We start from the raw sequence: 25925 nt of genomic DNA on the forward strand, positions 1-25925 counted from the left end.
CGAGGACTAGCGGTCAGGCTTTTTTGATGGGAAGTTCGCCGGTCGCAGGGCTGGCGGTCTCGCCGTTCCTCTGCTTGGGGTGTCCTTCGATGATCTCGTGATCGTGCGAGAACTCCGGCTCGGCATCCAGTTCCTCGTTGAAGACCCAGAAGCGGTAGGCGAAGAAGCGGAAGATGGTGCCAAGGATGAGGCCCACGACGCTGCCGGCGATGAACAACGACGGCTTGTCGTTCAGGTCCAGGATGTACTTGGCGAACCATACGCATCCTGAAGCGATCAAAAGCCCAACGATGTTCATGACGGCGAACAACACGGCTTCGCGGACAACATTGGCCTGCTTGCGGTGGCGGAAAGTCCAGAAGCGGTTGGCTACCCAGGAGAACACACTTGCAACAATGGTCGCGAGAGCCTTGGCCCACACCTCACTGCCGTGCATAGGGCCCGAAAAGAGCCAGATGAAGACGGCCGAGTCAATGACGAAGGCAACACCGCCGACGGCGCCGAACTTGGCTACCTCGCGCCAGAAAAGCGAGGCAAGTCCGCGGATGCGATCTGCAAGTGTGGTGATCATGACCCTCCATGGCCGTTGAAGATGGGCCGATGGGCCAAATTTATTTTAGCGCCGATTTGGCGGCGGTGCCCGGGAACAGCCTGTGAGAACACCCATAGAAGACCGTGCGCGCCACCAAAAGGCAGGCAATAGAGCGCCAGAATCAGTGATCGCGCTGCCTGTTCGGTAGGCTGAACATTGTGACTTTTCCAGTAATTGGCGTTGTTGGCGGCGGCCAACTCGCACGAATGATGGCTCCGCCCGCTACCGCACTGGGCTTCGAACTCCGCGTTTTGGCTGAAGCCGAGGACGTTTCCGCCGTTGCCGCGGTGGCCTCGGCCCCGGTCGGCGACTATAAGGACCTGGACACGCTCCTCGAATTCTCCCGTGGCGTGGACGTGCTGACCTTTGACCACGAACACGTTCCTACCGGGCACCTCCAGGCGCTGCTGGATGCCGGCGTGAATGTCCAGCCCGGGCCGGATGCCCTGGTGAACGCCCAGGACAAGCTGGTCATGCGGGCCGCCATCGATCGGCTTGGACTGCCCAACCCCGAGTGGTCCGCCGTGCACACGGTTGACGAACTGGTGGCCTTCGGCGACCGCATCGGTTGGCCCGTGGTGCTGAAAACGCCGAGGGGCGGATACGACGGCAAGGGCGTCAGGATCATCGACTCCGCGGACGAAGCGCAGGAGACCGGCGACTGGTTCCAGGCCATGAGCCCGCTGCTGGCCGAAGCCAAGGTGGAGTTCAGCCGCGAACTCTCAGCCCTGGTGGCCCGCACCCCCAGCGGCGAGTCCCGGGCGTGGCCCGTGGTGCACACCATCCAGGTGGATGGCGTCTGCGATGAAGTGATCGCACCGGCCCAGAACATTTCCCTCGAGGTGGCTGCCGCCGCAGAGGAAGCTGCCCTCCGCATAGCCAACGAGCTCGGCGTCACCGGCGTCATGGCAGCCGAATTGTTTGAAACGCCCGGCGTCGGGGCAGGCTTCCTGATCAACGAACTGGCCATGCGCCCCCACAACACCGGGCACTGGACGCAGGATGGATCCATCACCAGCCAGTTCGAACAGCACCTCCGGGCTGTCCTGGATCTTCCCCTCGGCGCCACGGATGCCTTGGCCCCCGTCACGGTCATGAAGAACTTCCTGGGCGGCGACAACCAGGATCTCTTCAACGCCTTCCCCATGGCCCTCGCCTACGAGCCTGCCGCCAAGGTCCACTCCTATGGCAAGTCCGTCCGGCCCGGCCGGAAGATCGGGCATGTGAACCTGGTCGGCACGTCGACCTCCGACGTCGACTCCGTCCGCGAGCGTGCCACAGCCGTGGCAAACATCATCCGTGACGGCCGCAAGCCTGAACAGACCACTCTTGAGGAGACCGTATGACCTCCGGTACAACTGCCCCGCTGGTAGGGCTCGTCATGGGCTCCGACTCGGACTGGCCCGTCATGGAGGCCGCCGCGGACGCCCTTGCCGAATTCGGCATTCCCTTCGAGGCAGACGTCGTCTCGGCGCACCGCATGCCCACCGAAATGATCCGGTACGGGCAGACGGCCCACGAACGCGGCCTCCGGGTCATCATTGCCGGCGCTGGTGGCGCTGCACACCTGCCCGGCATGCTGGCATCTGTGACGCCGCTGCCTGTGATCGGTGTGCCTGTCCCCCTGAAAACCCTCGACGGCATGGACTCCCTGCTGTCCATCGTGCAGATGCCTGCGGGCGTTCCCGTAGCCACGGTATCGATCGCTGGAGCCCGCAACGCCGGACTCCTTGCGGTGCGAATGCTGGCATCGGGCACGGACGACCTCGCCTCGAAGCTCCGCGCGGACCTGCTGGCCTTCGCCCAGGAGCTGAACGACGTTGCCACCAAGAAGGGCGAAAACCTGCGCCACAAAGTGGAAGAGGTTTTCTCGCCTGCCAACGCTTCCGCACGGAGCATCCGCTAGGAAGGCAGCGGATGACTACCATGCACAAGACACCGAATCAGCCGGGTAACGCACTGACTGATCCTGTCCGCTACCCCGCCGGAGCCAGCGCTCCGGTGCGGACCAAACGCGCCTTCGTGCTGGTACTCCTGACTCTCTTCATCCCCGGCAGCGCGCAGATCGTTGCCGGGGACCGCAAACTGGGCCGCATGGCGTTGCGCGTCACCCTGACTGTGTGGGCCGTGGCGCTGCTGACCCTTGTCATCGCCCTGGTAAACCGGACCCTGCTGCTCAGCATCGTCACGCACCCTGTTGGTTCGCTGCTGGTCATTGTGGTGTTGGTGGCCTTGGCGCTGGGTTGGGCCTATCTGTTCCTCAACACGTTGAGGATCATCAGGCCCAACCTCCTGGCGCCGGGGATGCGGCCCATCATCGCCGTCGTGCTGGTCGTATCCACGGTGGTGGCCAGTGGCTCGCTGGGATACATCGCGTACGTCCTGAACGTGAGCCGCAATGCGATCGGCAGCATCTTCGACGCCGGTCCCGCCATCGATCCCGTGGACGGGCGCTACAACTTCCTGATGATGGGCGGGGACGCAGGCGATGACCGGACGGGCCGTCGACCCGACAGCCTCTCCGTCATCAGTGTCGACGCGAAGACGGGCGAAAGCGCCATCATCTCGGTCCCCCGAAACCTCCAGAATGCGCAGTTCAGCGAGGGCTCGCCCATGCGCAAGATCTACCCCGACGGCTACAACTGCGGCGATGAATGCCTCATCAACGCCGTCAACACCGAGGTCACCAACAACTACCAGAACCTGTACCCGGGCGTATCCGACCCAGGTGCACAAGCCACCCTTGAGGCCGTTTCCGGAACCTTGGGGATCACGGTGCAGGCCTACGTCCTGGTGGACATGGACGGCTTCGCAAAACTCATCGACGCCATGGGCGGAATCCGCATCAAGGCCGGGGGCTGGGTACCTATCAGCGGCCCTGTCACTGACGAGGCCCACGGTATCCACGGCATGCCCGACGGCTGGATCCCCGCCGGTGACCAGCACCTGGACGGCTTCCATGCCCTGTGGTACGGACGGTCCCGCGAATTCGTGGACGACTACGCCCGGATCGCACGCCAACAGTGCGTGCAGCAAGCCATGCTCAAGCAACTGGATCCTGCAACCCTGCTGACCAAGTTCGAGGACATCGCCAACGCCGGCACCAAAGTGGTTGACTCGAACATTTCTTCAAACCAGCTCGGCAGCTTTGTCGATCTTGCCCTGAAGTCCAAGAACCAGCCCGTCAAACGGCTGACCATCGGACCTCCGGACTTCGATGCGTCGTTCTCCACCGTTCCCGACTTCGACCTGATCCACTCCAAGGTCCAGGAACTCCTGAAGTCCTCCAACAGCCCCAAAGCGGATGACGCCGTCGTCTCCCCCACCGGCACGCCTGCCGGTGCCGCCGCCGCGGGCCCGGTACCGGCGCGCCTCCCGGCAAGCCAACTGCCGTCGCCGTCGGCGGATTTCACCCCGGTGACCACCACTCCGGACGGCACGCCCATCACCATTGAGTTGTTGAACGGCCTCAAGGCCCAGGGCGATGAGCAAGGTATCCGCGACCTCGTGGCCACCAACGGGCAATGCGCACCGCTCTAAGCCCGGCTGTCGTTCAACCACCACGTCCAGCGCAACGATAAGGACCTTCTTCCGTGTACCAGATTGAGAATGTTTTGCGGCCCTACGTCTGGGGTTCTACGACGGCGATCGCAGACTTGTTGGGTCGGCCGGCCTCGGGCGGGCCGGAAGCGGAACTGTGGATTGGGGCGCACCCGGATTCACCCTCGACGGCGATACACCCCAACGGTGTGACCGAGCCGCTGGATGCTTTGATTGCCTCCAATCCCCGGCATTTCCTCGGGAGTGAAAGCCTCGAAGCGTTCGGGCCGCGGCTTCCGTTCCTGACCAAAATCCTGGCCGCCGAGCAACCGCTGTCCCTCCAGGTGCACCCCAGCCTTGAGCAAGCGCGTGAGGGCTATGCGCGTGAGAACGCGGCCGGGCTGCCTGCCGATTCCGCTGAACGGAACTACCGGGATGACAACCACAAGCCGGAGCTGATCTTTGCGTTGACTCCGTTCCGGGCGTTGTGCGGATTCAGGTCCGCTGCCTCCGCACGACAGGTTTTCGAGCACCTTGCGGCGTGCATGGACTCCGCCGCCATGGATGTCCCGGACATCATCACCGGTGTCATCGCCGACCTGGGGCAGTCCGAGGAACCGGCAGCACTGAAGGCAGCCTTTACCCGCTTGATCGAGGGTGGCCGGAAGGTCTCGGAGGCCGTTGTCGAGGTCGAAGCTGTCCTCCGCTCGGGAGCGCCCAAGGAACCCCATGAGGACGTGCTGGGTGCGCTCCTGGACATCAACGAAGCCTTCCCAGGGGATCCTGGAGTGCTCATTTCGCTCCTCCTGAACCTCGTTTCACTGGAGCCCGGCGAAGTGGTCTACCTGCCCGCCGGCAACGTCCACGCCTACCTCCATGGACTGGGTGTGGAAGTGATGGCGTCCTCGGACAATGTGTTGCGTGGCGGGCTGACACCCAAGCACGTCGATGTCCCGGAACTGCTGAAGACCGTCCGCTTCGAGGCACTGGGGGTTCCCCGTGTCGAGGCGAGCGGCACCGAATTCGGGCAGGAACTCTATCGCCCGCCGTTCACGGAGTTCCAGCTGCAGCGCATTGAACTTGCTCCCGGGGCAGAACCGGTGCCGCTGGCGCAGACCGGGCCCGCCGTCGTCGTGGTGGTCTCTGGTGAGGTACTGCTGGATTCCCCCAAGAGCGATCTGCAGCTCCAGCGCGGTGGCGCGGCCTTCATTCCGGACATTGAGGCGCCCGTGAACGTGCACCCGATCCAGGGTGCCACGGAAACCAGTGTTGCCTTCGCCGTTACCACAGGGCTGGGGAACTGATCCATGGAGTTTTTCCTGCAAACCCCAGCGTGGGCCGACGTCCAGCGTGCCTTGGGCCGTCGCGTCCATGAACAGTCGGGCCCGGGCTGGAGCTTCCTCGCTATCGAGGAGAAGAATCCCGCGGGCAAGGTCATCTACTCCCCGTACGGTCCGGTCGCTGAGTCGGTCGAAGCTTTCGATGCCGCAACGGAAGCGCTGGTGGCCCTGGCCAAGAGGGAACGCGCGGTCTTCGTGCGCATGGAGCCTGCTGCCGCCGGTTTCACAGCGTCCGACGCCGGCCCCCTCCTCCGCGCACGCGGCCTGCGGCCCGCTCCGGTCAACCAGCAGCCCGAGCTGAGTTGGATTGTGGACCTCGAGGGTGACTTCAAGGATGTCCTGGCCGGGATGAAGCCGACCAACCGGAACCTGTACCGGAACATCCACAAGAAGGGCGTCACCTTCCGGGCGTCCCAGGATCCCGCCGACATTTCGGTGCTATTGCACTTCCTCCACCTGACGGCAGCCCGCAACGGCTTCAAGCCCCAAAGCGATGAGTACCTCACCCAGGTGGCAGCTTCTTTGCTCCCCGCCGGCGCCGGTATGCTGTTCATCGCGGAGTTGGAGGGCGAGCCGATCGCTGCTGCTTTCGCGTACGATTCGTCGGACACCCGCGTGTACGCCCACGCCGCCTTGGACGACACCCACCGCAAACTCAGCGCAGGGATCCCGCTCTTGGTCACCCTGATGGCCGACGCCAAGGAAAAGGGCCTCAAGCACGTGGACCTGTGGGGCGTGGCACCGGAGGACCAGCCGGACCACAAATGGGCCGGCTTCACGTCCTTCAAGAAATCCTTCGGAGGCCGCGAAGTCTCCTACCCCGGAACCTGGGACCTCCCGGTGAACAAACTCCGCTACAGCGCCTACCAACTGGCGAGAAGCCTCCGCGACAAGCTCCGCTGAACCCGTTCCCACAAAAACGCGCGCCAGCCGTAATCTGCGTCTGACACAAAGAAGGACGGCGAGTATTGCGGCAGCGGCATCAAATCGACGAGGTACGAGGAGATAGCCGCCGAGCAATGCTCGCCGTCCTTCTGTTTGGTGAGGGGATTACGCCTTGCGCGCGTACGTCTCCCACTTGGATGCGTGGTGCTCGGCGTCAACGAAGCGCACGGTCCCGGACTTGGAGCGCATCACGATGGACTGCGTCAGGACGCGGTCCTTCTGGTAACGCACACCGTGGAGGAGGTCACCGTCGGTGATGCCGGTCGCTGCGAAGTAGCAGTTGTCCGAGGTGACGAGGTCATTGGTGGACAGGACGCGGTCGAGGTCGTGTCCGGCGTCGATGGCCTTCTGCTTCTCGTCGTCCGACGTCGGCCACAGGCGGCCCTGGATGACGCCGCCGAGTGACTTGATGGCACAGGCGGCAACGATGCCTTCCGGAGTTCCGCCGATACCCATGAGGGCATCTACGCCGGTCCCGGAACGGGCTGCGGCGATGGCACCGGCGACATCGCCGTCCATGATGAACTTGGTGCGCGCGCCCGCTTCGCGGATTTCCTCCACGAGCGGACGGTGCCGGTCACGGTCCAGGATCATGACGTTGAGCTGGTTGACCTTCACGCCCTTGGCCTTGGCGATCAGGTGCAGGTTCTGCTTGACCGGCAGGCGGAGGTCAACCATGTCGGCAGCTTCAGGGCCGGTGACGAGCTTCTCCATGTAGAACACGGCGGAGGGGTCGAACATGGAGCCGCGCTCGGCAACTGCCAGCACTGCCAGGGCGTTGTTGATGCCCAGGGCGGTGAGGCGGGTTCCGTCGATGGGGTCCACGGCGACGTCGCACTCGGGGCCGGTGCCGTCACCAACCTGTTCACCGTTGAACAGCATGGGGGCTTCATCTTTTTCGCCTTCACCAATCACCACGACGCCATTGAAGTGGACGGTGTGAAGGAACGAACGCATGGCATCGACGGCCGCGCCGTCTGCCTTGTTCTTGTCGCCGAAACCTACCCAGTGGCCACCGGCAATTGCCGCGGCTTCGGTGACACGGACGAGTTCAAGCGCAAGGTTGCGGTCGGGTTCGTCGATGCCGACGGCGAGCGACGGCGAAATCGTGGAATACTGCTGGGTCATTGGTGCAGGAGACACTTGAACCTCTTCTTCGAGTGACGATTCACGGGACCGGACATGGTTGCACGGGGCAACCCGGGGTTCCTCTACCAACGATCATAGTCGCCGCATCCACTTGGGGTCGTTGAATGACTACCGACCGCAATAACGGTGGTGAGGTGCCCGGATGTGTGTTCCCTGCTCCGATAAGGGATCATTGAGTGGTGAGTGAAACGCAGGACAAGCCCGCAGCGGACAACCCCTCCGATGCTGCAGAGGCCAACCAAACCCAGGACCAGGCTGCCCCGGATGCACCGTACAAACCCGTCATCGCGGCGAAAGCTGCCAAGCGGGCCAACGCTTCGGTCATCGGTATGGTCATTGCGCTGCTGGTCTGCGTCCTGGCATTCCTTCCGATCGTCCTGATGAACCCCGCACCGAAAGGCGAAGGCTTCAGGCCGCCTGTGGACGTGGCTTCCATCGCAAGGAACGCCACGGATGTGGCGGGATTCACACCGGTTACCCCGGATACCGGCGACACATTCACTCCCAACTACGCCAGATGGGAGTCCGGCACGGGCAGCGGAGTACCCACTTGGGAAGTGGGCTACCTGACTCCCAAGGAGGCTTTCATCGGCCTCACCCAGACCAAACAGGCCAACCCCACCTGGATTTTGCAGCAGACGGGCAACCTGCCGGTCACCGGTACACGCAACGCAGGCGGCCAGGACTGGGAACTGCGGGACTCCGGGAAGGACAAGCGCAGTATGGTGCTGGAATACCGCGGCACCACGCTGATCCTTAGCGGCACAGCCAGCCTTGACGAGTTCGCAACGCTCGCAGCCGCCGTCGTTAAGTCCGCCGACCAGGCCCCCGCTCCCACCGGGTCACCCAAGCCGTAGGACAAGCGGCCAACTGCGCAACAGTTTCACAGGGCGCCGCACCTGCATCGTAAGGTAATAAGGTGCCTACTAAACTGACTCCAGCCCTGGCTTGGCAACGCCTTCGCGAGGGCAATGAACGCTTTGTATCGGGCGAATCGCGCCATCCCAACCAGGATGCCTCGCGTCGCTCCTCACTCCTTGAGGGCCAGAATCCTTTTGCTGTCATTTTTGGCTGCGCGGATTCCCGGCTTGCGGCCGAAATCATTTTCGACCTCGGCCTTGGCGATGCCTTCGTGGTCCGCACGGCCGGGCAGGTGATTGATGATGCCGTCCTGGGTTCCCTCGAGTACAGCATCAGCGAACTCAAGGTTCCCCTGATCGCCATCCTGGGCCACGACAGCTGCGGAGCTGTCACGGCTACCAAGAGTGCGGTGGAAACCGGCGAGATGCCGCCGGGCTTCATCCGGGACCTCGTGGAGCGCATCACCCCCTCGGTGCTCACGGCCAAGCGCAACGGCCAGGAGGACGTCAACGACATGGTGGTGGAACACGTCAAGCAGACTGCCGAGCGACTGGCGGACAGCTCGCGTGTGATTTCGGACGCCATTGAAGATGGTCGAGTTGCCGTCATTGGCCTTTCGTACAAGCTTGACGAGGGCCAGGCGGCCCTTGTTTCCGCCATCGGCGAGCTGTAGTTGGACGTGCCCCGGCCATGCGGCCGGGGCACGTAGCACTGTCCCCCGGGTTTTCAGTGAGGCGGCCAATCGCCATAAGCTAGCCCCATGACTTCCACCACTGAGTTCCGTATTGAACATGACACGATGGGCGAAGTTCGCGTCCCCGTGAACGCCCTGTACCGCGCCCAGACGCAGCGTGCTGTGGAGAACTTCCCGATCTCCGGCAAGACGCTCGAGCGCACCCACATCGAAGCCCTTGCCCGCGTCAAGAAGGCGGCCGCACTGGCAAACGCCGAACTGGGGGTGCTCGATGGTGAGCTCGCCGAGGCCATCGCCGCAGCTGCCGATGAGGTTGCATCCGGCAAGTACGACGGCGACTTCCCGATCGACGTCTTCCAGACCGGTTCGGGTACTTCCTCCAACATGAACACCAACGAGGTCATCGCCGAGCTCGCTTCGCGTGCACTGGCAGCAGCCAGGAGGGACAAAGTTGTCCACCCGAACGACCACGTGAACGCTTCGCAGTCCTCCAATGACGTCTTCCCGACCTCGGTCCACGTTGCCGCCACCTCGGCCCTGATCAATGACCTGATCCCCGCGCTGGAGTACCTGGCAGCATCCCTGGACCGCAAGGCTGTTGAGTTCAAGGACGTCGTCAAGTCCGGCCGCACCCACCTCATGGATGCAACACCGGTCATGCTGGGCCAGGAATTCGGTGGCTACGCCGCGCAGGTCCGCTACGGCATTGAGCGCATCAACGCCGCACTCCCCCGCGTCGCCGAGGTTCCCCTGGGCGGCACCGCCGTGGGCACCGGCATCAACACCCCGGCCGGCTTCCCTGAGCGCGTCATCGAACTCCTCGCAGCCGACACCGGCCTTCCGCTGACCGAGGCACGCGACCACTTCGAAGCCCAGGCAAACCGCGATGGCCTGATCGAGGGCTCCAGCCAGCTGCGCAACATCGCGATCTCCTTCATGAAGATCAACAACGACCTCCGCTGGATGGGCTCGGGCCCCAACACGGGTCTCGGCGAAATCGCCATCCCGGACCTCCAGCCGGGCTCATCCATCATGCCGGGCAAGGTCAACCCGGTCATCTGCGAAGCTTCCATCATGGTGTGCGCCCAGGTCATCGGCAACGACACCGCCATCGCCTGGTCCGGCACCAACGGCGCTTTCGAACTGAACGTCGGTATCCCCGTCATGGCCGCCAACCTGCTCGAGTCCATCCGCCTGCTGGCCAACACCAGCCGCGTCATGGCCGACAAAATGATCGACGGCATTACCGCCAACGTGGAGCGCGCCCGCTTCCTGGCCGAGGCTTCACCGTCCATCGTGACGCCGCTGAACAAGTACATCGGCTACGAGAACGCCGCCAAGATCGCCAAGATCGCCGTCAAGGAAGGCCTGACAATCCGCCAGGCCACCGAGAAGCTCGGCTTCGTCGGCGAGGGTGAAGGCAAGGTCTCCGAGGCTGACCTCGACAAGGCCCTGGACGTCACCACCATGACCTCCCCCGCCCACAAGGCATAGCCTTCCGGTTCATCCCTGAAGTACGACGACGGCCGGTACCCTTCCGCACGAAGGGTGCCGGCCGTCGTCGTCCCCGGAAGTTTAACCACGTGTGGGAGATGACACAGGAAAACATTTTGCACTCTTGATACAAGAGTGCAAAACTTTACTTTGTGAGCAATAGTGCAAATATCGACGGCGGCCTCCGCGAGCGCAAGCGGGCAGCCACGCGAACGGCGATCACCGCCGTCGCACGTTCCTTGACCGCCGAGCATGGCCTCAACGGTTTCACGGTCGAAGAGGTCTGCGAAGCGGCCGGGATATCGCGCCGGACGTTCTTCAACTACTTCCATTCCAAGGAAGACGCTGTGATCGGTTCGTTTTCCGACGAGCTGCCGACGGATGCCCTGGCCGCGTTCAACCAGAATCCGTCCCGAACGCCGGACAGCATTTCGGAAACGCTCCTCGCTGCGCTGCATGTCCTCACCGTGACCCTGATGGAGCGTTCATCCATCAACCGCACCGAGGTTCAACAGTTCATCGCAGCCATCACGGCCGAGCCCCAGCTCCTGGCCCGGCTCACCCTTGAAGGGGAAGCCCGCGAGCGCCAATTCGCCGGGCTCGTTGCCGCCCGTGAAGGGCTGGAACCCGATCATCCCGAAGTCATGACGGCCACCGTGTTGTTCGGGGCTGTCTCGAAGAAGACAGCCCAGCAGTTCTTTTCGGAGGACAACACCCGCCCGTACCGCGCGATCCTCGAACAGAACCTCAACGCCGCACGCAAACTCTTTGCCCAGCCGCTGGCCACGAGCCACCAGCTGGGACCCAACCCCCTTGAAACCTCAAAGGACCCCGCATGAGCACCTTATCCAAAGCGGCAGAGCCACTGCTGCTGACCCAGAAACGCATCTGGATCATCTTCTCCGCACTCATCGCCGGCATGCTCTTGTCCAGCCTGGACCAGACCATCGTCTCCACGGCCATGCCCACCATTGTGGGCAAGCTGGGCGGCGTGGAACACCAGGCCTGGATCACCACCGCCTACCTGCTGGCAACCACCATCGTGATGCCCATTTATGGCAAGTTCGGTGACATCCTTGGGCGCCGAAACCTGTTCCTGGTTGCGATCGCCCTGTTCACCCTGGCATCCGTGGGCTGCGCGTTCGCCACGGATTTCTGGGGCTTCGTGATCTTCCGCGCCATTCAGGGATTGGGCGGCGGCGGTTTGATGATCCTGTCGCAGGCCATCATCGCTGACATTGTTCCTGCCAAGGAACGCGGAAAGTACATGGGACCCCTGGGCGCGATCTTCGGCCTCTCCGCCGTTGCAGGCCCCCTCCTGGGCGGCTTCTTCGTGGACCACCTCACCTGGGAATGGGCCTTCTACATCAACATCCCCATTGGCATCGCCGCCTTCATCACCGCCTGGTTTACCCTGACGCTGCCCAACAAGAAGGCCGAAAAGAAGATCGACATCCTCGGTGTCGTATTCCTTTCCGCCGCCACCACCTGCCTGATCTTCTTCACGGACTTTGGCGGCAAGAAGGATGAAGGCTGGGATTCCCCGCTCACCTGGGCTTTCGGGGCGGGCATGGTCCTGGCAGCAGTGGCTTTCGTGATGACTGAACGCCGCGCGGCCGACCCGATCATCCCGCTCAGCCTCTTCAAGAACCCCATCTTCATCAATGCAACGGCCATCGGATTCACCTTGGGCCTGGGCATGTTCGCTGCAATCGCCTTCGTGCCCACCTTCCTGCAGATGTCCTCCGGGACGTCCGCTGCCGAGTCCGGCCTGCTGATGCTGCCCATGATGGTGGGCCTGATGGGCACTTCCATCTACTCCGGTATCCGCATTTCCAAGACCGGCAAGTACAAGATGTTCCCCATCCTGGGTGCGTCGCTGACCATTGCGGCCATGTTGTGGCTGACCACGTTGACCGCTGCCACGCCTATCTGGGTGATCTGCGTCCAGCTCTTCATCTTCGGTGCAGGTCTGGGCCTCATCATGCAGGTCATCGTGCTGGTAGTGCAGAACTCCGTTCCGGCTGACCAAATCGGTACCGCGACCAGCACCAACAACTACTTCCGTGAAGTGGGTGCCTCGCTGGGTGTTGCAGTGTTCGGTTCGATCTTCACCAACCGCCTGGCAGAGTCCCTCACGGACGCATTCAAGGGCGCAGGCGCGTCAACTGAACAAGCGTCCCAGTCCACCAGCACCCTGGATCCGCAGGCTCTGGCACAACTGCCTGAGCAACTGCGGGACGCGATCGTCAACGCTTATGCAAACTCCCTGGCCCCCGTGTTCTGGTACCTCGTGCCCTTCATCGCCATCGCACTGCTCCTGGCCATCACACTGAAGCAGATTCCCCTCTCTGACACCGCGGGAATGGTGGCCCGTGGAGAGGCCGTGGGTGGCGCCGAGGCTGAGAGGCTTGAAGCGGAGCGCTTGGAGACTGCGCAGCTCGAAGCCAGCCTGGCGGCTTCCACAGAGCTCGACGACGATCGTCCCACCGCGGACGCTGGGCGTCAGTAGCCCTCATCCTCCGACTGGTATGCCACGGGGCCTTCGGGCTCCGTGGCAAGCCTGATGGCTTCAAGGTTCCCTGCGCTCATTTCGGGGAGTTCGTCCAGGCCGAACCAGCCGACGGCAAGGGATTCGTCGTCGTTGACCCGCGCTTCTCCTGACACGTATCTGCAGCGGAACGTGATGTCCAAAAAGTCGCAGACATCGCCATTCGGGAACGTTATTGGCCCCACGACTCCTACACCGATGATTCGCTCGGTCCGTGCCACGACCGCCGTCTCCTCGAAGATCTCTCGCACCAAACCGGGTGCAGGGTGTTCCCCGGGCTCCAGCATGCCGGTGATGAGCGCCCAGTGGCCATTGTCGGCACGTTGGCCCAGCAGCACCTGTCCATCATCGTTGAAAACCACTCCGCGGACGGCGGGCAGCCAGAGGGCATCGTTGCCGATCTTTTCCCTTAGTTTGAGCACGAACTCGGGTGCACCCATTGTCCCAGCATCCTCCTCAGCAGGTCTCAGTCTTCTTTAGTCATCAAGGCCCGTTGTCTTTGCTGACAGGCTAGCCTTAGGCGGGCAACAGCACCATGGCGGCCGCGGCACCAGCCAGCATGAACGGTCCGAAGGGAATGGCCGAGCGCAGGTTTCCCTTCCGGCTCAACAGGATGGCCACGCTCCACAGCCCACCCAGCACGAATGCCGCAAACGTTCCGGCAAAGAGGTGCGCCCATCCCAGGTACCCCAGGTACAGGCCAAGTACCCCCGCGAGTTTGACGTCCCCGAATCCCATCCCGGGCGGGTGGATCAGCCGGAGCACAAAGTAGAACAGCCAGAGCGCAACTCCCCCGGTAAGTACGCCGAGGCCAGGAACTCCAAGGAGGTCGCCTGTGGGATGCGGGTCGATGCCGGCAATGGATGCTGCGAGGGCTGCCCCCAGCAGGAGCAACCCGGCCACTGCGTAGGACGGGAACACGATGCGGTTGGGCAGCAGGTGGCTCCGGACGTCAATCACCGTGAGCCGCACGGCCATCACCAGGAAGTACAGGCATGCCACGGCGACCAGCCAGAAGGCCAGCGGGCTGTCGTCCCAGAGGTCGGAGAGTCGTCGGATCACCTTCGTGATGCTATCCCGCTTTGGCTTCCCGGACCGCTTGGACCCCTAGGTAAACTGTGGATATGGGGCGATTCAGTGCAGGCGGACAGGCTTCTGACTTGTCCTCCACATTCCGGAACCTTTGCCGTTCTTCGCCGTGGAAGTGGACCACCCTCCGTTTCGAATACCTCGGGCGGCCAGGGACCGGGGCCACCATGGTCCGGGCCTGGCTTCGGCGTCCGGGTGCCCTCCGCCTTGAAACTCCTGACGGCCAACTGCTGCACAGCACCACATGCATCAACGATTCCCGTGATGACTTCTACGTCAGCGCTACGCGCCGTTCGTGGTTGCTCCCGCCACACCTTGTTACACCGGTCTATGACGACGCCGGTTTGGTCCGGCGCCGACCCGAGGCCGCCTACGGCGAGCCTGCGTTTGGCAATGGCCGGCTCGCCGCTGCGCTCGACCCCGTGGAACTTGCCGGTAACGCTCCGGTCCCGATCGAATTTCCCGATACCAACAGGGTGTTCCTGGACGAGCCGCGGGAGGTGGACCATGAGGGCCGGCCGGCACTGGAAACGATCGTAACGCCCAGCCGGACCTACGTCCCCTCGGACCCCAAGGAGCCGCTGGTCCACCCTGGACGGACTCTGCTAAGGGTCGACGTCGGTACGGGAGTTTGTGTTGCCAGCCAGAGCCTCGACGGGGAGACATCCGGCAAGGGCCACTGGCTCCGGATCCTGGGAGTCGATGAGTACATGCTGGACGATCTCTTCCTTGCGGAATCCATGAACCTCACCGACGTGAGGCGCCACATTCCCTGGGACATCGGCCCCGCCGCCTGATCCGAGCGCTTGACTCGCCCACGCATTGCCGACGGGCTAAGCTACGGCGATGACATCGCTGGCAAACATCTGGCCCCCGTTCGGACTCATCCTCACCACCCCGAGGCTCACCCTGCGCGCCGTTATGGACGCGGATATCCCCTCCGCTGTGGCTGCCGCCCGCTCCGGTATCCACGAGGCCGGCAAGAGCCCGTTCAGCACCCCGTGGGCCGAACTGCCGAAGGACGAACTGGCACCCAATATGGCCCAGTGGTACTGGCGGTGCCGTGCCAACTTCACGCCGGATTCGTGGACCCTGCTGCTGGCCGTCTGGCACGAGGAAGAGTTCCTCGGCGTCCAGGACCTTGGCGCCAAGGACTTCGCCACCCTGAGGACAGTCAGCACAGGCTCATGGCTCAAGCAGTCCGCGCAGGGCCGCGGCTTCGGCAAGGAGATGCGTTCCGCCGTCGTCGGTTATGCCTTTGACTACCTGAACGCGGAGATCGCCGAGTCCGAGGCCGCCGTCTGGAACAAGCAGTCCTTGGGGGTCTCGACAAGCCTGGGCTACGAACCCAACGGCACCTTCCGCCATGCATGGGGCGAGAAGGTCGAAGAGGTCCAAAAAGTCAGGCTCACCCCTACCACGTTCAAACGCCCGGACTGGACCCTCACTGTCCAAGGCCACGAAGCTCTGAAAACGTACCTGGGCCTCTGACGGGAGGCACCAGCCGCGCCGCGGTCCTTCGCAGAGGAGCGCATCGCGGGCCATCGGACGTCGCAGGTCGCCCAGCGACCGCAGACCGTCCCTATGGCCCGTGTCTAAGCGACGGCGAAGGGCCGTGGCCCGGCGAACCGGACCACGGCCCAGACCAAGGAAACGCTTAGATTTCAGCCCCTTCGAGCAACTCCGTCACCAAGGCAGCAATCGGCGAGCGTTCGGAGCGCGTCAGCGTGATGTGGCCGAACAACGGATGACCCTTGAGCGTCTCGACGACGGCCGCAACGCCGTCGTGCCTGCCGACGCGGAGGTTGTCGCGCTGGGCCACATCATGGGTAAGGACGATCTTGGAGTTTTGGCCGATCCGGCTCATCACGGTCAGCAGGACATTCTTCTCCAAGGACTGGGCTTCGTCGACGATCACGAAGGCGTCGTGCAGTGAGCGTCCGCGGATGTGGGTGAGGGGAAGGACCTCGAGCATGCCCCGGTCCATGACTTCTTCCACCACTTCCTGGCTGACCAGTGCGCCCAAGGTATCGAACACAGCCTGCGCCCAGGGGTTCATCTTTTCGGACTCGGAGCCCGGGAGGTAGCCCAGTTCCTGTCCGCCCACCGCGTACAGGGGCCGGAACACTACAACCTTCCGGTGCTCGCGGCGTTCCAGGACGGCTTCCAGGCCCGCACAGAGCGCCAAGGCCGACTTACCAGTGCCTGCCCGGCCACCGATCGATACGATGCCCACCGATGGGTCCATGAGCATGTCGATGGCAAGCCGTTGTTCGGCTGAGCGACCGTGGAGTCCAAAGACGTCGCGGTCGCCCTTGACCAGGCGGACCTGCTTGTCGGCCCCCACGCGGCCAAGGGCGGAGCCGCGGTTGGAGAGCAGGACCAACCCGGTGTTGACCGGGAGTTCGGCCGCGGCAGGGATGAAGACGGGCTCGTGTCCGTAGAGCGTGGTGATTTCGTCGTCGTTGGCTTCCACCTCGGCCATGCCAGTCCAGCCGGAATCTTTGACCAGCTCGTTGCGGTACTCGTCGGCATTCAGGCCCATGGCAGATGCTTTGACGCGCATGGGCAGGTCCTTGGAGACAACCGTGACGTTGTGGCCTTCGTTGGCCAGGTTCTTCGCCACCGCCAGGATGCGGCTGTCGTTGTCTCCCCCGCGGAACCCTGCCGGCAGGACGTCCGGGGAGATGTGGTTCATTTCCACCCGGAGGATTCCGCCGTCGGACCCGATCGGAATGGGGTGGTCCAAACCGCCGTGTTCGATCCGGAGGTCGTCCAGGAGCCTGAGCGCTTTCCGGGCGAAGTAGCCCAGTTCGGGATCGTGGCGTTTGCCTTCGAGTTCGCTGATGACAACAATCGGGACGATGACTTCGTGTTCAGCGAAGCGCAATAACGCGTGTGGGTCCGAAAGCAGGACTGACGTGTCGATCACGTAGCTGCGGCCTGTGGCGGACGTGACGGTCTGCGCTTTTTGTGGGACGCGCTTGGCGCGAGAGGTAGCTGCACTTTCCCCGTCGGAAACCATTGCGGGCAGTTGCTCAGAAATAGCCACATCGACTCCAGCCCCGGGCGGTCGCCCGGCCTAATGGTGAAGCGGCTCGGCCGGAAGGCCGGGCGTGGCCTCCCATGTAACTGGTGCGATGTTCCGCTCCATGTACTGGCCTCCCCGATCAGCGGGCGGTTTTGCCTGCTGATGGGATTAACGTAATCCCGGACACATTCATTTCCGCAATCCGTCGTCGGCAAGTCGCATGTCCGTCTCGTTAATTTTCGGTGAACCCGACGGCGGCTAGGTTCCGTACCGGCGCTGGCGCCCGGCATAATCCCTGAGCGCACGCAGGAAATCGACCTTGCGGAAAGCAGGCCACAGGGCTTCGCAGAAATAGAACTCGCTGTACGCGCTCTGCCACATGAGGAAGCCGGAGAGCCGCTGCTCGCCGGACGTGCGGATCACCAGGTCCGGATCGGGCTGGCCGCGGGTGTAGAGGAAGCGTGAAATGTCGTCCACCGAAAGTTCATCTGCGACCTCCGTCATGGTGCGTCCCTTGGCGGCAGCATCGTGCAGCAGTTCCCGCACGGCGTCGACAATTTCGCGTCGACCACCGTAACCCACTGCTACGTTGACGTGGATCTTTTCATGGACAGGCGTCCGGGACGTCAGTTTGTTGAGCCGTTCGGCGAGGTAGTCCGGGAGCAGCTCAGGTGCGCCCATGGCGTGGACCGAGACGTCTTCGTCCTCGTCGAGGCGGTCCATGGTGTTGGCAATGATGCCCATGAGCAGGTCCAGTTCTTCACCGGAGCGGTTCATGTTGTCCGTGGAGAGCATGTAGAGCGTCACGACCTTGACGCCGAGCTCCTGGCACCAGCCCAGGAATTCGTGGATCTTGTCCGCCCCAGCCTGATGCCCTTGGCTCGTTGGAGCGTTGAACTGGCGGGCCCACCTGCGGTTACCGTCCACCATTACGCCAATATGCCGCGGGATCTGGTCCTGCTTGAGTGAGCGCAGCAACTTGCGCTCGTAAAAGCCATAGAGGAAACCGGGCAGCTCCACCGGACTCTCACCTGACTTCCTTGCTTGTACGACGACGACGCACATCCAAGGCTACCCGCCCCAGCCGTCGAGCCGGTGCAGTCTCGGGTCAAAATCCTCCGACGCAGGTTACCCTGCGGTAACTTACCGGAACGTAAGTTATTCTGGAACCATGGCTGAGCTCGTCGAAACCAAGCCCCTCTGGCGTGGATGGATCCACGCCGTCGCCGCTCCTTTCGCGTTGGCCGCCGGGATCATTTTGGTGGCAGTCGCACCCACTCCCGACCGCAAAGTCACCTCGGCCATCTATGCGCTGACAGGGTTCCTGCTCTTTGGCGTCAGCGCCGTTTACCACCGCGGAAACTGGTCACCCCGGGTCAAGATGGTCCTTAAACGTTTGGACCACACCAACATCATGCTGGTGATCGCAGGCAGCTACACCCCACTGGCCTGGTCGCTCCTTGAACGCTCCGAAGCCATCACCTTGCTGTGGCTCGTGTGGTCCGGGGCAATAGTCGGGGTACTTTTCCGGATCCTCTGGACCGGAGCTCCACGGTGGCTCTACGTCCCCGTCTACATCGCCTTGGGCTGCGGCGCACTGTTCTACCTGCCGCAGTTTTTTGCGGCAAATGCCGCCGCGGCGGTCCTCATCTGCGTCGGTGGTGCGCTGTATATCGCCGGAGCGGTGTTCTACGGCATCAAACGGCCAAACTTCAGCGCCACCCATTTCGGGTTCCACGAACTCTTCCACGCTTTCACCGTGCTGGCCTTCGCGGCACACTTCATCGCCATCATGATGGCAGTACTGAGCTAGCTGGTTGCGCAGCCACCCGATTTGACCACCTGAAGCCCTGCGTCAGCGATTACCGCGTCAGCGGGTACCGGGCCCGGCGTCGCCGTTCTCGTCCGCCTGGTCGCCGGCCTCGGCAGCCATGCGGGCTTCCTCCACCTGCGCCCGATAGCGGACACGGCGGATACGTCGCACCATGTCCACAATCAGGAAGGTCGTGAGGATCACGATGAAGGCCGTCAGGACGAAGCCCCAAGTACCCGGCGTCACCTGATCCTCGGACAGACCAGGCCGCAGCGTGCCCGTAGGATCGGGCGACGGAGTAACGGTCAGGGCGAGTAGCAAGTGGTGCACGTTCAAACCTTCTATGGGAGCAGATGCAATTTCTACGAGCGATAGAAACTGGCGGCGTTCCTATCTTATCCCCGCGAAGAGGTCCTTCTCCGGCAGTTCGGACGGGACCCGCGAAGTGACCAGGGTGTAGTCCTCCCACGGCCATACCTTTCGCTGCAGCTCCGGTGACACAGCGAAGAAGAACCCCAGCGGGTCGATCTGGGTTCGGTGAGCGCGCAGGGCGTCGTCCCGGGCCTCGAAGAAGTCCCCGCAATCCACCTGGGTGGTTGTCTGGTGGGCCGGTACCGGCGGGGTGTGCCCCTCGGCGTCAGCTTCCAGCCAAGCAGCTAGCCGCTCGGCATACGGGGACTGCAAGCCGGCCTCTTCCAGGGCGAAGTGCAATGCCCGGAAGCGTTCGGGGCTGAATGCACGGTCGTAGTAGAGTTTGCTCGGCGCCCACGGCTCCCCCAGCCCCGGGTACCGGTCAGCGTCGCCTGCGGCTTCGAAGGCTTCCACAGCCACCTTGTGGGCCATGATGTGGTCCGGGTGCGGGTACCCTCCATTTTCGTCATAGCTGAGGATGACGTGGGGCTTGAAATTCCGGACCAGGCGGACCAGCGGCGCTGTGGCCCGCTCCAAAGGCTGCAGGGCGAAGCACCCTGCAGGGAGCGCAGGAAGCGGGTCACCTTCAGGCAAGCCTGAGTCCACGAAGCCCAGCCACCGTTGCTTGATGCCGAGGACTGCCGCTGCGTTCGCCATTTCCAGGCGCCGCGCACCGGCCATGTCGCGCTTGGGGTGCGGAGCATCCTCCATGGCGGGATTCTGGATATCTCCCCGCGAGCCGTCCGTGCACGTGGCAACCATGACGTCCACTCCGGCCGCGGCATACATTGCCATGGTCGCCGCGCCCTTGCTGGACTCATCATCCGGGTGGGCGTGGACGGCGAGCAGCCTCAGCTGCTGGTCGGAACTGCTGGACGCTGTCACGTGACGGCTCCTCTTTCGTATAACGGGTTTGTGGTACGGACTTGTGGGCGGTGAGCAGGCGCCGGGATCGGCACTAAACTGGATGGGTGACTTCAGAGGACCTATCGGCCACCCACGTACCGGCAAGCACCAGCCTAGCCAATCGCTACGGCGGCCAAAAGCACGCCATGAGCCGCAAAACCAAGCGGATCATCGTCCTCGTGGCACTGATCGTTGGTATTGCGTTCGCGGCGTGGGTTGCAACGTCCTCGGCCACAGCCCCCGTCACCTTCAAAGATATCGGGTACAGCACGGTGGATGGGACCCAGGCAGAGGTGGACTACCAGGTCACCAAGAGTCCGGACGCCACGGCAAAGTGCGCCATCAAGGCCATGGATTCCAAGTTCGCCGTAGTGGGGTGGAAAGTGGTGGAAATCGGCCCCAACCAGCCCGAGCAAAGCGCCGATGGCGGCCGGACCACCGTACAGCGGACCATCCTGCGCACCGAGTCCCCGGCGGTGTCCGGCGTCGTGGATAATTGCTGGATCGTGGACAGCGGAAAATAACAATCGTGTGACCCACGACTCAACCGGTTTGGGTTCGTCCAGAGGATTTACTACAATGGATGAAACCTTCACCCCGTTAAGTTGGTTACTGAGTTCCACGAGTGGCCACCTAGGCGGGGTCTTTTGCATTGTCAGATCAAGAGGAGAAATCCGTGTCTACCACCAACAGCGCCACTGCAGCTTGGCTTACCCAGGAAGCATTCGATCGCTTGACGGCTGAGCTGGACCACCTTTCCGGCGCTGGCCGGGCGGATATCGTCCAGAAGATCGAAGCTGCCCGCCAGGAGGGCGACCTCAAGGAGAACGGCGGCTACCACGCAGCCAAGGAGGAGCAGGGCAAGATTGAGGCCCGCATCCGACAGCTCACTGCACTTCTGCGCGATGCCCAGGTGGGCGAAGCACCTGCCGACGACGGCATCGTTGAACCCGGCATGCTGGTTGTTGCCCGCATTGCCGGCGACGAAGAGAAGTTCCTGCTCGGCTCCCGCGAAATCGCCGGGGATTCGGATATTGATGTTTTCAGCGAAAAGTCCCCCTTGGGCGCTGCCATCATCGGCCACAAAGAGGGCGAGAAACTGAGCTACGTTGCCCCCAACGGCAAGGAAATCCCGGTGGAGATCGTTTCCGCGAAGCCCTACGCCGGCTAAGCTGCAACGCCTTTAACCAACGACGCCGGTCCGCCCCTTCCCGGGGCGGGCCGGCGTTTCCTTTGCCACCTTGCCGGCGGTCAGAAAGTTGCTGCGGGCTGCGCTTTAGGGCGTAACAGGACGGCCGCAATCACGCCGCCGACAGCTCCGCCGAGGTGTGCCTGCCAGGAGATGTACCCCATGACCGTGGGAAGCACCCCCAAAAGGATGCTGCCGTAGGCCATGAAGAGCACCACGGAGAGCAGGATCTGCCACCAGTTGCGGTTGAAGAAGCCCCGCACAAGGAGGAATGCGAAGAGTCCGAAGACCAGCCCGGAGGCGCCCACCGTAACCCCTCCCCCGCCGATAAGCCACACAGCCAGTCCTGAGCCCAGCCAACTGAACGCCAGGGCGGTGATGAACACACGGAATCCGGACATGAACGCCAGGAATCCGAAGATGATCAGCGGCAGCGTGTTGGAGAGCAGGTGATTGAAGTTGGCGTGCAGGAGCGGGAACGTCAGGATGTCCAGGACGCCATCCAGGGTCCGGGAACGCAGGCCAAAGGTGCGGTTGAGGCTGTGAAGCATCAGCGTGTTAATAAACTCGATGACGTAGAGCAGGATCACGAAGCCGCCCATGAACAACAGGCCGCCCTTCGCCCGCCCGGCCAACGAATCCTTCGCCTCTACCGGCGTCCCCTCAGGCATTCCCAGCACCAATGGCTCCCCCTGTCAGTGCACCACGATTGGCTGGAAGCCCTCGGCACGCAGCGCACCGAGAACCTGTTCTCCGTGTTCGTGGCCCTTGGTTTCCAGGTTGATGGTGATGGAGACATCGCCCATGCTGATGGATCCACCCAGGCGGGTGTGGTCGAGTCCGGTGACGTTGGCATCGTTTTCGGCGATGATCCGCGCGATGGTCGCCAGCGAACCGGGACGGTCATCCAGCATCATGCGCACCGTCATGAACCGGCCGGCGGCCGACAGGCCTCGCTGGATGACTTTGAGCATCAGCATGGGATCGATGTTTCCGCCGGAAAGCACGACGGCGGTGTTCCCCGGGTTTTCGATCTTGCCATCCATCAGTGCGGCTACTCCGACGGCACCGGCAGGTTCAACCACCATCTTTGCCCGTTCGAGCAGGAAGATCAGGGCGCGGGCCAACGAGTCTTCGCTGACGGTGACGACGTCGTCGACGAGTTCCCGGATGATGCTGAACGGAAGCTGACCCGGCCGGCCCACGGCGATACCGTCCGCCATCGTAGTGACCTTCTTGAGCGGCACCAGTGCATCTGCTGCAAGGGAGGGAGGGTAGGCTGCGGCGTTTTCCGCCTGCACGCCGATAACCCGGATTTCCCGGCCAAGTTCCTTGGCCCGGGCCTTGATGGCCACTGCCACACCGGCCAGGAGTCCACCACCGCCGACACCCATGAGGATCGTGTCCACGTTGGGGATCTGGTCCAGGATTTCGAGCCCGATGGTGCCTTGGCCGGCCACGACGTCCACGTTGTCGAAGGGGTGCACGAACACTGCGCCGGTTTCGTTGGCGTAGCGTTGGGCCTCGGCGAGTGCCTCATCCACGTTGTGCCCGTGCAGGACCACTTCGGCGCCATGGCTGCGGGTTGCTGCCAGTTTGGGCAGGGCAACGCCGAGCGGCATGTAGATTCTGGCATTGATGCCAAGGCTCTTAGCGGCTACGGCCACGCCTTGCGCGTGGTTTCCGGCGGAGGCCGCCACCACTCCGCGCTTCTTTTCGTCTTCGGTCAGGCGGGCCATCCGGACGTAGGCGCCACGGACCTTGAAGGAGCCTGCACGCTGGAGGTTCTCGCACTTGAAAAAGACGTTTCCGCCTACAAGGCTGCCCAACGCACGGGACGACTCCACCGGAGTCTTGGTAATAATGCCCTCGAGCAGCTCCTGCGCCTTGAGGACATCGTCCAGCGTGACGGGCAGGGTTTCGAGGGTATTCACTGACTATTCTCCTTTGTTGGTGTTGGCCGCAGGGTCCTCTACGGAGGTACTCCCTGAAACCTTGGTCTTGCCACCGACGCCGTTACCGGCCCGGGATGAGGGCTTTTGGACGCTGACGTCCTTGAAGTTGGCGTCCGCGTCCGGGGCCGTTGCAGCAGTGCCCTGCTGGAGCTCCACGCCGCCCAGTACTTCATCATGTTCCCACGTCCGGCCCGCAATGTAGCGAACTGCCGTGTTTACTACGGCGAGCAACGGCACCGCGAACAGCGCGCCGGGAATTCCTGCCAAGTAGGAGCCTGCGGCCACCGAGAGGATCACGGCCACCGGGTGGAGGGCTACGGCCTTGCCCATCACCAGCGGCTGGAGGATGTGGCTTTCGAGCTGCTGGACAAGCAGGACGATGGCCAGCATGATCAGCGCGTTGATGGGTCCGTTGGCTACCAGTGCGAGAAGCACGGCGATGGCACCGGTGACCAGGGCACCCACCACGGGGATAAAGGATCCAATGAACACCAGGACGGCGAGGGGCAGGGCAAGCGGAACCTGGATGATGGCAGCACCCACACCAATGCCCACTGCGTCCACGAACGCGACGAACATCTGGATGCGGACGTAACTGACCATCGAGGTCCAGCCGCGGCGGCCTGCGCCGTCCGTGGCCCGGCGTGCCGTCTTGGGCAACAGACGGACCAGGAATCCCCAGATCCGGCTGCCTTCAAGCAGGAAGAAGATCAGGATAAACAGTGCCAGGACCAGGCCTGCCGCAAAGTGCCCGGCGGTGCTGCCAAAGGACAGGGCACCGCTCAGGATGCTGCTGCTGTTGTTCTGCAGGGCATTGGCACCATCGGCAATGTATTGGTCGATCTGGTCGGCCGTGAGATGGAGCGGCCCATCTGCCAGCCACGTCTGGATCTGCTGGATTCCGATCAGGGCCTCTTGCCAAAGCTCGCCGAAGCCGGATATGAGCTGCCTGCCCACAAGGGCCAAGGCACCTACGATCACGCCGATGAAGCCCAGGACCGTGACAGCCACGGCAGCACCGTTGGGCATGCTCCGTTGACGCAGCCAAGCGACCACCGGATAAAGCAGGCCTGCCAGGAGGGCTGCCACCATCACGGGGATGATGAGGAAACTGACCTTGCCCAGCAGCCACACGAGGGCGCCGATCATGAGCAGGATCAACCCTGCCCGCCACGACCACGCGGCGGCAATACGCACCCCGTAGGGGATGTCTTCGGCGATTTGGCGGTCAGAACGTGATCTGGCGTCAGGTGTTGGCGTCATGAACCTATACTTCCGCAGCCCGCGCCGTATGGGAAACCGACCCGCGCCGTGGCAGGGCCTGGCTAAAGGGACGCCGTGATGCCCCAGTTCATGGTGAATGCTTCGCCTGGGGCCAGCCAGCGCAGGCCATCGCCGCTGTTGAACGCGTTGGCCGGTCCGGTCATGGGCTCTATGGCCACCGCCCTGGTACGGCCGGGGAAGGTGTCGGTGACGAAGACGTGCACGTACTGGCAGCGTTTGTCCTGCTCCAGGCTCACACTTCGGCCGTCGGCTGCCGTCAGCGTGTGGCGGGCCACACCGCCGTCGAACGCCAAGTCCGTCAAGGCGACGTCCACCAGGAGTCCGCCCACTGTGCGCCCGGCGGAAAAGTCGTACTCCCCGTCTGCCGCAGCGGCGCTCCTGGGGATGAGCCGGTCATCAGCCACCAGACGGGTTCTTGCGTGGACGGTCAGCGTCAGGTCCTCCGGCGCGACGTCGCCGATGCGCAGGTACGGGTGGGCGCCCAGGACGAAGGGGGCCGCTGATGGGGAGTCGTTGAGCAAGGTCTGCGATACGCGGAGGTCCAAGGCTTCGTCCAGCTCGTAACGAACCTGGTGCCGCGCCAGGAAAGGGTACCCGTGTTGGGGGAAAACTGTGGCTTCCAGGGTCACGGAAAACTCGGACTCATCCACCAGCGTGTATCCGGTATTCCGGAGGAGGCCGTGGCTGGCATTGTTGCGGGAGGCTTCGGTGATGTCGAGCTGTTGTTTCTTTCCGTCGAGGTACCAGACACCGTCTTCGATGCGGTTCGCCCAGGGAGCCAGGGTGATACCTGTTGCGCCGGGCGGAATCTGGTCATCGCCGTAGCTTTCGGTCAGCGGGATACCCTTGCGCGAGTACAGGCGAAGGCCGGCCGCGAGCTCCGTAATGACGGCGAGCGCGTCGTCCCTGCGGAGCTCGAATTGGCGGCCCGAGGCGAATCGACGGGAGGCCGGCTGGTCGGTTTGGTCAACGGGCGCAGATGAGGCAGGCATGGCATTACCGTACTGCATCCCAGAAGTCCGGAGCGATCGGCAATGTTTGCTTTTGTTAGAAACTATGCGCTTTTGGTTACTTGTGGAAT

Annotated in this window: 27 protein-coding genes; 15 read left to right on the forward strand and 12 right to left on the reverse strand. The window is 63.1% G+C overall.

Features of this window, described 5'->3' with window-relative positions:
* Window positions 1-13: 13 nt before the first annotated feature.
* The gene (locus tag ACNQOP_RS09745; RefSeq protein WP_257368663.1) at window positions 14-571 is read right to left on the reverse strand and encodes a GtrA family protein; all 558 of its coding nucleotides are present in this window, start codon (window positions 569-571) and stop codon (window positions 14-16) included.
* A gap of 179 nt (window positions 572-750) precedes the next feature.
* Between ACNQOP_RS09745 and ACNQOP_RS09750 the strand changes: the two genes are divergently transcribed.
* From ACNQOP_RS09750 to ACNQOP_RS09770, 5 genes are read left to right on the forward strand one after another with little or no spacing between them, the layout of a single operon-like run.
* The gene (locus tag ACNQOP_RS09750; RefSeq protein WP_257368664.1) at window positions 751-1938 is read left to right on the forward strand and encodes a 5-(carboxyamino)imidazole ribonucleotide synthase; all 1188 of its coding nucleotides are present in this window, start codon (window positions 751-753) and stop codon (window positions 1936-1938) included.
* Window positions 1935-2498 (forward strand): 5-(carboxyamino)imidazole ribonucleotide mutase, encoded by a 564-nt coding sequence (gene purE / locus ACNQOP_RS09755; protein WP_257368666.1) that lies wholly within the window; start codon window positions 1935-1937, stop codon window positions 2496-2498. Before ACNQOP_RS09750 ends, purE begins: the two co-directional genes overlap by 4 nt.
* Before the next feature lie 11 nt (window positions 2499-2509).
* The gene (locus ACNQOP_RS09760; protein ID WP_284986123.1) at window positions 2510-4132 is read left to right on the forward strand and encodes an LCP family protein; all 1623 of its coding nucleotides are present in this window, start codon (window positions 2510-2512) and stop codon (window positions 4130-4132) included.
* Between the two features lie 53 nt (window positions 4133-4185).
* Window positions 4186-5436 carry a mannose-6-phosphate isomerase, class I gene (manA, locus tag ACNQOP_RS09765; RefSeq protein ID WP_257368668.1) on the forward strand — a complete coding sequence of 417 codons (1251 nt, stop codon included), beginning with the start codon at window positions 4186-4188 and terminating at the stop codon, window positions 5434-5436.
* Window positions 5437-5439: 3 nt separating this feature from the next.
* Window positions 5440-6375: a lipid II:glycine glycyltransferase FemX gene (locus ACNQOP_RS09770; RefSeq protein ID WP_416404345.1), complete on the forward strand. Its 936-nt coding sequence runs from the start codon at window positions 5440-5442 to the stop codon at window positions 6373-6375.
* Window positions 6376-6522: 147 nt separating this feature from the next.
* Here ACNQOP_RS09770 and glpX read toward each other — a convergent pair whose 3' ends face one another.
* Complete coding sequence (glpX, locus tag ACNQOP_RS09775; protein WP_235519334.1) at window positions 6523-7545, reverse strand: class II fructose-bisphosphatase; 1023 nt, start codon at window positions 7543-7545, stop codon at window positions 6523-6525.
* A gap of 200 nt (window positions 7546-7745) precedes the next feature.
* On the opposite strand from glpX, the gene ACNQOP_RS09780 reads away from it, so the two are divergent.
* From ACNQOP_RS09780 to ACNQOP_RS09800, 5 genes are all read left to right on the forward strand, one after another.
* The gene (locus ACNQOP_RS09780) at window positions 7746-8423 is read left to right on the forward strand and encodes a DUF4245 domain-containing protein (protein WP_257368671.1); all 678 of its coding nucleotides are present in this window, start codon (window positions 7746-7748) and stop codon (window positions 8421-8423) included.
* Window positions 8424-8485: 62 nt separating this feature from the next.
* Window positions 8486-9100, forward strand: a complete 615-nt coding sequence (locus ACNQOP_RS09785; protein ID WP_235519330.1) for a carbonic anhydrase — start codon at window positions 8486-8488, stop codon at window positions 9098-9100.
* Between the two features lie 87 nt (window positions 9101-9187).
* Window positions 9188-10615, forward strand: coding sequence for a class II fumarate hydratase (locus tag ACNQOP_RS09790; RefSeq protein ID WP_416404346.1), 1428 nt, complete (start codon window positions 9188-9190; stop codon window positions 10613-10615).
* 152 nt (window positions 10616-10767) lie between these two features.
* Window positions 10768-11454, forward strand: coding sequence for a TetR/AcrR family transcriptional regulator (locus ACNQOP_RS09795; protein WP_416404347.1), 687 nt, complete (start codon window positions 10768-10770; stop codon window positions 11452-11454).
* On the forward strand, window positions 11451-13127 hold the full coding sequence (locus ACNQOP_RS09800) for an MDR family MFS transporter (RefSeq protein WP_349469686.1): 1677 nt from the start codon (window positions 11451-11453) through the stop codon (window positions 13125-13127). The genes ACNQOP_RS09795 and ACNQOP_RS09800 overlap by 4 nt, the downstream gene beginning before the upstream one ends.
* On the opposite strand, the gene ACNQOP_RS09805 is transcribed toward ACNQOP_RS09800, so the two are convergent.
* Both ACNQOP_RS09805 and ACNQOP_RS09810 read right to left on the reverse strand, forming a co-directional pair.
* A complete protein-coding gene (locus tag ACNQOP_RS09805; RefSeq protein WP_416404348.1) occupies window positions 13121-13606 on the reverse strand; it encodes an NUDIX hydrolase in 486 nt (161 codons plus the stop codon). The two genes, ACNQOP_RS09800 and ACNQOP_RS09805, sit on opposite strands and share 7 nt — an antisense overlap.
* A gap of 76 nt (window positions 13607-13682) precedes the next feature.
* Window positions 13683-14228, reverse strand: a complete 546-nt coding sequence (locus ACNQOP_RS09810) for a prepilin peptidase (protein ID WP_416404349.1) — start codon at window positions 14226-14228, stop codon at window positions 13683-13685.
* A 62-nt stretch (window positions 14229-14290) separates the two neighbouring features.
* Between ACNQOP_RS09810 and ACNQOP_RS09815 the strand changes: the two genes are divergently transcribed.
* Entirely contained in the window at window positions 14291-15052 is a 762-nt protein-coding gene (locus tag ACNQOP_RS09815) for a hypothetical protein (protein ID WP_416404350.1), read from the forward strand.
* 49 nt (window positions 15053-15101) lie between these two features.
* The gene (locus ACNQOP_RS09820; protein ID WP_416404351.1) at window positions 15102-15746 is read left to right on the forward strand and encodes a GNAT family N-acetyltransferase; all 645 of its coding nucleotides are present in this window, start codon (window positions 15102-15104) and stop codon (window positions 15744-15746) included.
* A gap of 166 nt (window positions 15747-15912) precedes the next feature.
* Here ACNQOP_RS09820 and ACNQOP_RS09825 read toward each other — a convergent pair whose 3' ends face one another.
* Together ACNQOP_RS09825 and ACNQOP_RS09830 are read right to left on the reverse strand one after the other, a co-directional pair.
* Window positions 15913-17307 (reverse strand): PhoH family protein, encoded by a 1395-nt coding sequence (locus ACNQOP_RS09825; protein WP_257368683.1) that lies wholly within the window; start codon window positions 17305-17307, stop codon window positions 15913-15915.
* A 237-nt stretch (window positions 17308-17544) separates the two neighbouring features.
* Complete coding sequence (locus ACNQOP_RS09830) at window positions 17545-18351, reverse strand: isoprenyl transferase (RefSeq protein WP_257368684.1); 807 nt, start codon at window positions 18349-18351, stop codon at window positions 17545-17547.
* Window positions 18352-18457: 106 nt separating this feature from the next.
* On the opposite strand from ACNQOP_RS09830, the gene trhA reads away from it, so the two are divergent.
* Complete coding sequence (gene trhA / locus ACNQOP_RS09835) at window positions 18458-19099, forward strand: PAQR family membrane homeostasis protein TrhA (RefSeq protein ID WP_257368686.1); 642 nt, start codon at window positions 18458-18460, stop codon at window positions 19097-19099.
* Between the two features lie 57 nt (window positions 19100-19156).
* On the opposite strand, the gene ACNQOP_RS09840 is transcribed toward trhA, so the two are convergent.
* Complete coding sequence (locus tag ACNQOP_RS09840; protein WP_257368688.1) at window positions 19157-19429, reverse strand: hypothetical protein; 273 nt, start codon at window positions 19427-19429, stop codon at window positions 19157-19159.
* Window positions 19430-19489: 60 nt separating this feature from the next.
* A complete protein-coding gene (gene mca, locus ACNQOP_RS09845; RefSeq protein ID WP_235519313.1) occupies window positions 19490-20395 on the reverse strand; it encodes a mycothiol conjugate amidase Mca in 906 nt (301 codons plus the stop codon).
* An 86-nt stretch (window positions 20396-20481) separates the two neighbouring features.
* Here mca and ACNQOP_RS09850 point away from each other — a divergent pair, with 86 nt between their 5' ends.
* On the forward strand, window positions 20482-20940 hold the full coding sequence (locus ACNQOP_RS09850) for a DUF4307 domain-containing protein (RefSeq protein ID WP_416404352.1): 459 nt from the start codon (window positions 20482-20484) through the stop codon (window positions 20938-20940).
* Between the two features lie 152 nt (window positions 20941-21092).
* Window positions 21093-21587 carry a transcription elongation factor GreA gene (gene greA / locus ACNQOP_RS09855; RefSeq protein ID WP_257368692.1) on the forward strand — a complete coding sequence of 165 codons (495 nt, stop codon included), beginning with the start codon at window positions 21093-21095 and terminating at the stop codon, window positions 21585-21587.
* An 80-nt stretch (window positions 21588-21667) separates the two neighbouring features.
* Here the strand turns inward: greA and ACNQOP_RS09860 are convergent, their stop codons facing one another.
* The 4 genes from ACNQOP_RS09860 to ACNQOP_RS09875 form a co-directional block, all read right to left on the reverse strand.
* Window positions 21668-22276 (reverse strand): rhomboid family intramembrane serine protease, encoded by a 609-nt coding sequence (locus ACNQOP_RS09860; protein WP_257368693.1) that lies wholly within the window; start codon window positions 22274-22276, stop codon window positions 21668-21670.
* 24 nt (window positions 22277-22300) lie between these two features.
* Window positions 22301-23539, reverse strand: a complete 1239-nt coding sequence (gene ilvA, locus ACNQOP_RS09865) for a threonine ammonia-lyase (RefSeq protein ID WP_026542826.1) — start codon at window positions 23537-23539, stop codon at window positions 22301-22303.
* Window positions 23540-23542: 3 nt separating this feature from the next.
* Entirely contained in the window at window positions 23543-24823 is a 1281-nt protein-coding gene (locus ACNQOP_RS09870) for an AI-2E family transporter (RefSeq protein ID WP_257368694.1), read from the reverse strand.
* Between the two features lie 62 nt (window positions 24824-24885).
* Window positions 24886-25836, reverse strand: a complete 951-nt coding sequence (locus ACNQOP_RS09875) for an aldose 1-epimerase family protein (protein WP_284986111.1) — start codon at window positions 25834-25836, stop codon at window positions 24886-24888.
* Between the last annotated feature and the right edge of the window lie 89 nt (window positions 25837-25925).

This window comes from Arthrobacter sp. LFS091, assembly GCF_047977885.1.
GTDB lineage: Bacteria > Actinomycetota > Actinomycetes > Actinomycetales > Micrococcaceae > Arthrobacter.

What these genes read in the sequence shown, in the direction of transcription:
- ACNQOP_RS09745 (WP_257368663.1), bottom strand. Translation starts at nt 571, where the DNA reads ATGATCACCACACTTGCAGATCGCATCCGCGGACTTGCCTCGCTTTTC.
- purE (WP_257368666.1), top strand. Translation starts at nt 1,935, where the DNA reads ATGACCTCCGGTACAACTGCCCCGCTGGTAGGGCTCGTCATGGGCTCC.
- ACNQOP_RS09760 (WP_284986123.1), top strand. Translation starts at nt 2,510, where the DNA reads ATGACTACCATGCACAAGACACCGAATCAGCCGGGTAACGCACTGACT.
- ACNQOP_RS09770 (WP_416404345.1), top strand. Translation starts at nt 5,440, where the DNA reads ATGGAGTTTTTCCTGCAAACCCCAGCGTGGGCCGACGTCCAGCGTGCC.
- glpX (WP_235519334.1), bottom strand. Translation starts at nt 7,545, where the DNA reads ATGACCCAGCAGTATTCCACGATTTCGCCGTCGCTCGCCGTCGGCATC.
- ACNQOP_RS09790 (WP_416404346.1), top strand. Translation starts at nt 9,188, where the DNA reads ATGACTTCCACCACTGAGTTCCGTATTGAACATGACACGATGGGCGAA.
- ACNQOP_RS09800 (WP_349469686.1), top strand. Translation starts at nt 11,451, where the DNA reads ATGAGCACCTTATCCAAAGCGGCAGAGCCACTGCTGCTGACCCAGAAA.
- ACNQOP_RS09805 (WP_416404348.1), bottom strand. Translation starts at nt 13,606, where the DNA reads ATGGGTGCACCCGAGTTCGTGCTCAAACTAAGGGAAAAGATCGGCAAC.
- ACNQOP_RS09815 (WP_416404350.1), top strand. Translation starts at nt 14,291, where the DNA reads ATGGGGCGATTCAGTGCAGGCGGACAGGCTTCTGACTTGTCCTCCACA.
- ACNQOP_RS09820 (WP_416404351.1), top strand. Translation starts at nt 15,102, where the DNA reads ATGACATCGCTGGCAAACATCTGGCCCCCGTTCGGACTCATCCTCACC.
- ACNQOP_RS09830 (WP_257368684.1), bottom strand. Translation starts at nt 18,351, where the DNA reads ATGTGCGTCGTCGTCGTACAAGCAAGGAAGTCAGGTGAGAGTCCGGTG.
- trhA (WP_257368686.1), top strand. Translation starts at nt 18,458, where the DNA reads ATGGCTGAGCTCGTCGAAACCAAGCCCCTCTGGCGTGGATGGATCCAC.
- ACNQOP_RS09860 (WP_257368693.1), bottom strand. Translation starts at nt 22,276, where the DNA reads ATGCCTGAGGGGACGCCGGTAGAGGCGAAGGATTCGTTGGCCGGGCGG.
- ACNQOP_RS09870 (WP_257368694.1), bottom strand. Translation starts at nt 24,823, where the DNA reads ATGACGCCAACACCTGACGCCAGATCACGTTCTGACCGCCAAATCGCC.
- ACNQOP_RS09875 (WP_284986111.1), bottom strand. Translation starts at nt 25,836, where the DNA reads ATGCCTGCCTCATCTGCGCCCGTTGACCAAACCGACCAGCCGGCCTCC.